This is a genomic window from Luteibacter sp. (assembly GCF_051958795.1).
GTDB lineage: Bacteria > Pseudomonadota > Gammaproteobacteria > Xanthomonadales > Rhodanobacteraceae > Luteibacter.
In genome coordinates, this window is the sequence record NZ_JBQCFT010000231.1 from 1 (window position 1) to 7,649 (window position 7,649).

The window sequence follows — 7,649 nt, forward strand, 5'->3', positions numbered from 1 at the left end:
GGCGCCGCGCGGGCGCGCCGCGGGGGGGGCGGGGGGGGGGCGCGCCCTGCGCCTGGGGGGGGGGGGGGCGCGCGGGGGGGGCGGGGGGTGGGGGGGGGGGGGGGGGGGGGCTCCCCCCCCCCCCCCCCCCCCCCCCCCCCCCCGCTCCCACAACGGCTGTTACGGCGCGGCGGAGGTCACGCGCCACACCGTATTGCCCACGTCGTCCGCGATCAGCAGCGCACCGTCCTTGTCGAAGGTCACGCCGACCGGCGCGCCGAACAGCTGCTTTTCATCCTTCGAGTAGAAACCGCTCACCAGCGTCTCCGGCTTGCCGACCGGCTTGCCATCCTGGAAGGCGACGAACACGACGGCGTAGCCGCTGAGCGGCGAGCGATCCCAGCTGCCGTGCTCACCGACGAAAGCGCCGACCTGGTACTTCGCCGGCAGCGCATTTTTTTGCGAAAGCGTCAGCCCCAGCGCGGCCACGTGCGAGCCCAGCGCATAGTCCGGCGGGATGGCCTTCGCCACCATGTCCGGCCGCTGCGGCATCACACGCGTGTCCACGTGCTGGCCGTAGTAGCTGTACGGCCAGCCGTAGAACGCGCCTTCGGTCACGGCGGTCATGTAATCGGGCACGAGGTCCGCGCCGATTTCATCGCGCTCGTTGGCGATGGCCCAGAGCTTGTTCGTGGTCGGATCCCACGCGAGCCCGGTGGGGTTACGAATGCCCGAGGCGTAGATGCGGCTGCCGCGGCTGGCCACATCTACCTCGAGCACGTTCGCCCGGCGGTATTCGATTTCCTGGCCGTTCTCGGTAATGTTGCTGTTCGAGCCGACGCCCACGTAGAGCTTGGTGCCATCGGCGTTAGCCTGGAGCGCCTTGGTCCAGTGGTGGTTGACGGTGGAAGGCAGGTCGGTGAACTCCACGCCGGGCGTGGTGATCTCGGTCTGGCCGTCGGTATACGGGAAGGTCACGATGGCATCGGTGTTCGCCACGTAGAGCGTGCTACCGATCAGCTGCACGCCGAACGGGGAATGCAGGCCCTTGATGAACACATGCTTCTCCCACTCGCCGGAGCCGCCCTTGCGCAGGAGCGTGATCTGGTTGCCGCCCTTGGCACCCTTGCCCGACTTGTTCTTCACCATGCCGGCAATCAGCTGCTTGGGCGTGGTGACGGCCTCCTCGCCGGGGCCGTTGGATTCGACGACGAGCACGTCGCCATTCGGCAGGGTCAGCAATTGCCGCGGATGCTTCAGGTCACCGGCGATCTTTTCGATCTTCAGGCCGGGAGCGACGGTGGGCATCGCACCGTCCTTCCACCCTGCGAAATCGGGCACCTGCATCGGCGGCACCAGGAAGTTCTGCGCCTTGGGCATAGACGGGTTGCCGCCGGACTGGTCGGCCGCGCTTTGCGAGGCCTTTTCAGCACAGCCGCCGAGGATGGCCACGCAGGCCAGGGCGAGCGCGCCACGGTAGACATGCTTAGACATGGTTGTACCCCCGGTCCGTGGAGTAGCGCACGGCGATGATGACGTGGCCGATGGCGATGAGCAGCACCGTGAGCACGGAGAGCCACATGCCGGCAGGCATCATCGCGTAGGCATCCCGGCTGTGGACGAAGGCGTTGAGGATCGCCGCGACGATCGCGACGAAGTTCAGCCAGAAATCGACGTGGTCCGCACCCGTGCTGAAACGGCGCGAGGTGATCCAGACCTGGGCGAGGTTGACCAGGCGCGGGATGATCGCGAGCAGCAGGCCGAGGGTAATCAACCAGGCTGCGGCCTTGACCCAGAGGATGGTGCCGGTCTTCGCGTAGATGATGTCGAAGATCATTGCGGCGACGAAAAAGCCGAACGGGATGGGATTAAGTAGGCCGTAGATGGCATTGGCCACGGCGGAACGGCGTGGTGCGGCTGGGTAGCTCATGGGTTTGGTCCCCCTGGGAAGTCCAGCGGATAGTAGGCCCGCCCTACGTCTAGGCCTTGTATGGATCCCCCGGCGCATGTGGGGGCGCGCGCAAGCACGCTCCCACACGTGTACGCTTGGCGGCTACTTTCGAGCCCCGGGCACCCCATGGCACTCAAATCCACGGTCTTCAAGGCGGACCTCCAGGTCAGCGACATGGACCGCCACTACTACCAGGGCCACGCCCTGACCATTGCCCAGCACCCCTCGGAGACCGATGAGCGGATGATGGTCCGCGTCCTGGCCTTCGCCCTGAACGCCGACGAATCGCTGGTGTTCGGCAAGGGCATCAGCTCCGACGACGAGCCGGACCTGTGGCGCAAGGAACTCACGGGCGAGGTCGACCTGTGGATCGAGCTGGGCCAGCCGGATGAGCAGCGCATCCGCCGCGCGGCCGGGCGCGCCAACCGGGTGATCATTTACACCTACAGCGGCCGTGGAGCCGAGGTGTGGTGGAAGAAGATTTCATCGGCGGTGGCGCGGACGAAGAACGTCACGGTCATCGATGTGGCGCCGTCCACGGTCGATGCGCTGGCGGCGCTCACCGAACGCACGATGCAATTGCAGTTCATGGTCCAGGACGGCCACGCGCAGGTCATCAGCGGCGAGACGGTGATCCCGATCGAACTGACGACACTGAACTGAAACGCCTGCCGTAGGAGCCCACCCAGTGGGCGACATCATTCGCGCCACCGCGCAGGCCAGAGACTATTTAGCGAAAGGCGTCGCCCACAGGGTGGGCTCCTACGCGATGCGTCAGCTTGCGCGGTTCAGCGCGTGTGAGCCGGTCAGGATCATCCGCAGCATCTGCGAGATCTCTTCGATTAATTCCGGATCGCGTTCGGGCGGCTGGTCCATCGCGATGGCGCCCATGGCGAACACCAGTCGGGTGATCGCGCGGGCCACCAGCTGGGGCTGGTAGAGGGTCGCCCCATCCGCCGCGGCCAGGCGAATCAGGTCCACGCGGAGCTCATCCTCGAAGTAGGCCAGCTCCCGCTCGACCGCGTGCTTGAAGTCATCAGAACCCACCGCCCCCTCGCGTAGCAGGACATGGAGCAGCTTGTCGTCCGCGCGCAGCTGCTCCATGAAGGTCTCGACCGAGACCCGGATGACGCTCCGCTCGGTCGACGTCGCCCGCTCGCGTGCCTGGCCGATGATCGTGCGCAGCGAGCTGCCCGCCAGGTCGATCAGGGCGACGGACAACTCCCCCATGTCCCGGAACTGCCGGTAGAAGCTGTTCGGCGCGATCCCCGCCTCGCGGGCCACCTCGCGCAGGCTCACCGTCGACAGGCTGCGGTTCGGCCCGATGATTTTCAGGGTCGCGGCCAGCAGGTCTTCGCGCGAAATCGCACCCTTGCGGGCGGGAGGCGCGTCGGCGGTCGGCAGGAGAAGGCTGGATGACATGGCGGGGCCCGTTCGTTCGAGGAGAAATGATACCTCGGTCAAGAAATATACATGTGTATACACATTCGTATATGTGTTCGTATAGTATGACCCCATGAACGCTGCCCTCTCCGCCTCCAAACCCCGCTGGCCGCTGCGCCTGGCCCGGCGCGCGGTCTCCCCGGCCCTGTTCGACTTCTGGGCCACCCGGGTCAACCGGCTCTGGACCCTGGAACAGCCGTTGGCGCGCCTTGTCTCAAGGACCGCCGCGAGCCGTGATGCGGTGACCCTGGTCTTCCGCCCGAACGGCCACTGGGCCGGGATGAGCGCCGGCCAGCACGTGAACATCGGCGTGACCATCGGTGGGCGCCGGCTTGTGCGCAGCTACAGCCCCACGCCGCTCGCCGATGGCACCCTGGCCATCACCGTCAAGGCCATCGACGGCGGACGGGTCAGCACGTACCTGGCGCGCGACGCACGCGTGGGCGAGATCATCAGCCTCGATCCGGCGTTTGGCGCGATGACCCTCGCGGCCGCTGGCGACGACCTGCTGCTCCTGGCCGCCGGTAGCGGCATTACGCCCATGCGAGCGCTGCTGCGCGACCTTGCGGCCCGGGGCATGCCGCGGAACGTGGATCTCTTCTACTGGGCACGCCAGCAGGACGAGCTTTGTTTCGTCGATGAGCTGCAGGCGCTTGCGGCGGCCCATCCGCGCCTGCGCGTGCACTTCCTCTTGACCCGCGAAGGCACCACGCCCGCCGTACGTGTTGACCAGACGTCGTTCGACGCGGTGTCGGCGCTCGACCAGCGCCGCGTCCTCGCCTGTGGCCCGGGGGGCTTTGTCGAGGCCGCGCGTGCGCGTCTCGATGGCCAGGTCGCCAGCTTCGAGGCCGAGGCGTTCAGCCTCCCTGCGGCCACCGGAATGGAAGAAGCAGGCGAAGTGGACGTGCACCTTGCCCGCAGCGGCCGCACCTTGAAGCTTTCCCGCAACCAGTCCCTGCTCGAGGGCCTGGAAGCCCAGGGCGTCCGCCCGGCGCATGGCTGCCGCATGGGCATCTGCAACAGCTGCGCATGCGAACGCCAGACCGGCACCACCCGCCACCTTCTCACCGGTGACCGCAGCAGCGAACCGTCGACGCAGCTTCGCCTTTGCGTCAGCGCGCCGACCACCGACCTGATCCTGGATCTCTGAGACCGACATGAGCCGTACTCGCAACCGCACCCTCTCAGCTGTCGAGCTCGATGCGTTCGGCGCCGAACTCGATGCACTGCGCGCACGCGTCCAGGCCGATATCGGCCCGAGCGATGCGCGCTACATTCGTCGCGTCGTCGCGGGCGTGCGCTGGACCGGCGTCCTGGGCCGCGCACTGCTGTTCCTTGGCGCTTTCGTCCATACCGTGCTCGTGCCCGCGTGGATCCTCGGCACGCTGCTGCTTGGGCTGTCCAAGATCCTCGAGAACATGGAGCTCGGCCACAACGTCATCCACGGCCAGTACGACTGGATGAACGACCCGAAGCTCAACGGCAAGACCTACGAGTGGGACATCGTCGCCACGTCGCGGGCCTGGCGGAAGACGCACAACTTCCAGCACCACACGTACACCAACGTTCGCGGCATGGACGACGACATCGGCTACGGCCTGCTGCGCATCTTCCCTGAGCAGCGCTGGCGCCCGTTCTACCTGATGCAGCCGGCGATCGCGGTGGTGTTCGCGCTGCTTTTCCAGTGGGGCGTGGCGATCCAGGACCTGCGCGTCGGCCGCTTGTTCGCAGGCAAGATGAAGTTCCGCGACCTGCGCCGGGCGTTCCGCCCCGTCGGTCGCAAGATGGGCAAGCAGCTCCTGAAGGATTACGTGGTGTTCCCGCTGCTCGCCGGCCCGTTCTTCCTGCCGGTGTTGCTCGGCAACCTGGTCGCCAACGGCCTCCGCAACGTGTGGACGTACGTGATCATCTTCTGCGGCCACTTCACCGCCGATGCCGAAGTGTTCCCGAAGGAAGTGCTGCGTAACGAAACACGCGGTCACTGGTACCTGCGTCAGCTGCGTGGCTCTTCCAACATCAGCGGTGGCAAGGTGATCGATGTGCTGTCGGGCAACCTGAGCCACCAGATCGAGCACCACTTCTATCCGGACCTCCCGGCTAACCGCTACGCGGCCATGGCCGTCGAAGTGCGCGAGATCTGCGCTCGCTATGGCCAGCACTACAACACCGGCTCCCTGCCGCGCCAGTTCGGCCAGGTCGTCTGGCGCATCCTGCGCCACGCGCTGCCCAGCCGTCCGCGCGCCGTGCGCATCCGCAAGGAAGTGCCGGCGACCTGATCGCGCGACACATCGGCACACCCTGATCGCCCGCACGAGTCATCGCGCGGGCGATTTACTTCGTGGCGCTGCTTTTCCAGAAATCCCTCACAGCGGTGTCGCTCGTCATACGCACGGGCGCGCGCAAGGCGTGAACAGCCGCCAACACGCGCGGAAGTCAGAAAACGCCTACGCAATGGGGCGGGCACCGCCAAGAGTGCGATGCCATACCATCTTCCAACCCACCACTCATTGTGTCGAAGACTCTCATGGCGGCAAGATCGCAAGAACTTCAAACCACGCTGTCGCGTCGTCATCTGCCGGCAGCGCGTCACGCGGCACATGTCCAGGAAGATCGCACGCTAATGCAAACACGCATGACCAAGCTGGAAAACGACGTCCATCACCTTCGCGACGACGTCGATGTCATCAAGGGCGACGTACGGGAAATAAAATCCCGGGTCGGGTCGCTCGAGTGCACGGTAACCAGGCTCGAGCAGAAGATCGACAGCTCGGTCGAGAGGCTCGACGCCAAGATCGATAGCGCGGTTGAAAGGCTCGACGCCAAGATCGATAGCGCGGTCGAAAGGCTCGACACCAAAATCGACGGGGCTGTAGCCCGGCTCGATGCCAAGATCGATGGCACGACCTCGCTCATCATGGAAAAACTCAACGGCATCTCGCAGGCGCTCGCGCGTTACCCGACCAAATTGCAGGTCGCCCTTTGGGCCGGCGGTACCCTGACCGCCCTGCTCGGCATCGCCGTGGGCTTCGTCGGCATCCTGCTACGGCTGAACGGCCAGCCGCTGATGGCCGAAGCGGCCGAGACGCTCAGGGGGCACTGAGACCATCAGTCGTCGCGGACAAGATCACCAAGATCAAGCGTATCGATGGCCACCGGCCCCGTCAGGCTGACCTGCGGACGCACCGCATTGCGTACCACGTCGCCAAGGATGATCCGTGATGCCGTGGCCTCGCCGTCGGCTGGATAAAAAATGCCGTTTGCGCCACTGGGGCAGTTGGTGAGTTCGCCGACGAGGACTTGTTCGCCGTTCGAGTACAGGTCCACCCGGATAAGCGAGAAGCCGCGGCTGAGCCGGGCCGCGGTGTCGAGCATCGCGGAGAGGTTATCCGGCCGGGCGACATCAATGGTTCCCCGCTCATAAACCAGGCCGAAATGCAGTGGCTGCCAGTCAAGGTCGAAGAAACGCCGGCAATGGCGCACGTGGCGGTTCGCATCGACCTGGATCAGCCGAGGCGATCCATCCACGCAGAAGATCTTGTAGTCGATGAGGTCATCCGCATCGAAGACCAGCGGCTCGACGATCACCTTGGGTTGCAGGTACCGATAATTTGGCTCGCGCGAACGGCGGTAATAGTTGAGCTGGAACCAGCGGCGGATCCGCGCCAGATCCAGCGGCTCGCCGTCACGCCGGACGATGACTTCGCCACTCGCGTGCGTGGGCTTGATCACGCAACGTTCGGGGAAAACGTCGTCGCTCACCTCGCTGACATGCCGCAGGATTCGCGTAGTCGGGACGTTGAACGTGTCGCCCAGCGTGTCCCGCACGTAGACCTTCAGCAGTTCCTTATCCGTGACGAAGACGCGCAAGGGATCCTGCAACTCCCCGGAAGCCTTCAGACGGTAAATGACATCGTTGACCAGCTGGCTTTCGCGCCGCGGCAGGCGTCTGTGCTGGCGGAGGAAGCTGGCGAAATGCACGGTGGCGTCGATAAACGACCAGCTCGGCAGTCGCTGGACCAGGCTGCGTTTCGTGAACTTCGCTGACATCCCTGCACCCTCCCTGCCCGCCACCCGGGCGAGGCGGCGCAGACAGGACGGGCCTGCGCGCCACCACGCATTTTCGGCAACCATAGCCGAATCCGGCAAGAAACGTGATGAATGACACAATCACGTTGCTGAACAGTCGAGGTTTACAGTGTGACGCACGTCCTACGGGCGCAATCTCCTGTGGGAGCGGGGGTGGGCGCGCGGGGGGGGGGGGGGGGCACCCCGCGCG

Annotated in this window: 8 protein-coding genes; 4 read left to right on the forward strand and 4 right to left on the reverse strand. The window is 65.7% G+C overall.

From position 1 onward, the window contains the following. Positions 1 to 159: 159 nt before the first annotated feature. Both ACTHLF_RS11585 and ACTHLF_RS11590 read right to left on the reverse strand, forming a co-directional pair. The gene (locus ACTHLF_RS11585) at positions 160 to 1,473 is read right to left on the reverse strand and encodes a PQQ-dependent sugar dehydrogenase (protein ID WP_440327495.1); all 1,314 of its coding nucleotides are present in this window, start codon (positions 1,471 to 1,473) and stop codon (positions 160 to 162) included. After that, positions 1,466 to 1,909 (reverse strand): hypothetical protein, encoded by a 444-nt coding sequence (locus ACTHLF_RS11590; protein WP_440327496.1) that lies wholly within the window; start codon positions 1,907 to 1,909, stop codon positions 1,466 to 1,468. Before ACTHLF_RS11590 ends, ACTHLF_RS11585 begins: the two co-directional genes overlap by 8 nt. Before the next feature lie 147 nt (positions 1,910 to 2,056). Here ACTHLF_RS11590 and ACTHLF_RS11595 point away from each other — a divergent pair, with 147 nt between their 5' ends. After that, complete coding sequence (locus tag ACTHLF_RS11595) at positions 2,057 to 2,593, forward strand: YaeQ family protein (protein WP_440327497.1); 537 nt, start codon at positions 2,057 to 2,059, stop codon at positions 2,591 to 2,593. A gap of 111 nt (positions 2,594 to 2,704) precedes the next feature. Here ACTHLF_RS11595 and fabR read toward each other — a convergent pair whose 3' ends face one another. Further along, positions 2,705 to 3,352, reverse strand: coding sequence for an HTH-type transcriptional repressor FabR (gene fabR / locus ACTHLF_RS11600; RefSeq protein ID WP_440327498.1), 648 nt, complete (start codon positions 3,350 to 3,352; stop codon positions 2,705 to 2,707). A gap of 94 nt (positions 3,353 to 3,446) precedes the next feature. On the opposite strand from fabR, the gene ACTHLF_RS11605 reads away from it, so the two are divergent. From ACTHLF_RS11605 to ACTHLF_RS11615, 3 genes are all read left to right on the forward strand, one after another. Next, on the forward strand, positions 3,447 to 4,523 hold the full coding sequence (locus ACTHLF_RS11605; protein ID WP_440327499.1) for a ferredoxin reductase: 1,077 nt from the start codon (positions 3,447 to 3,449) through the stop codon (positions 4,521 to 4,523). A 7-nt stretch (positions 4,524 to 4,530) separates the two neighbouring features. Beyond that, entirely contained in the window at positions 4,531 to 5,649 is a 1,119-nt protein-coding gene (locus ACTHLF_RS11610) for a fatty acid desaturase family protein (RefSeq protein WP_440327500.1), read from the forward strand. Between the two features lie 356 nt (positions 5,650 to 6,005). After that, positions 6,006 to 6,473, forward strand: a complete 468-nt coding sequence (locus ACTHLF_RS11615; protein WP_440327501.1) for a hypothetical protein — start codon at positions 6,006 to 6,008, stop codon at positions 6,471 to 6,473. Positions 6,474 to 6,478: 5 nt separating this feature from the next. Here ACTHLF_RS11615 and ACTHLF_RS11620 read toward each other — a convergent pair whose 3' ends face one another. Next, positions 6,479 to 7,420, reverse strand: coding sequence for an ATP-grasp fold amidoligase family protein (locus ACTHLF_RS11620; RefSeq protein ID WP_440327502.1), 942 nt, complete (start codon positions 7,418 to 7,420; stop codon positions 6,479 to 6,481). Positions 7,421 to 7,649 lie beyond the last annotated feature (229 nt).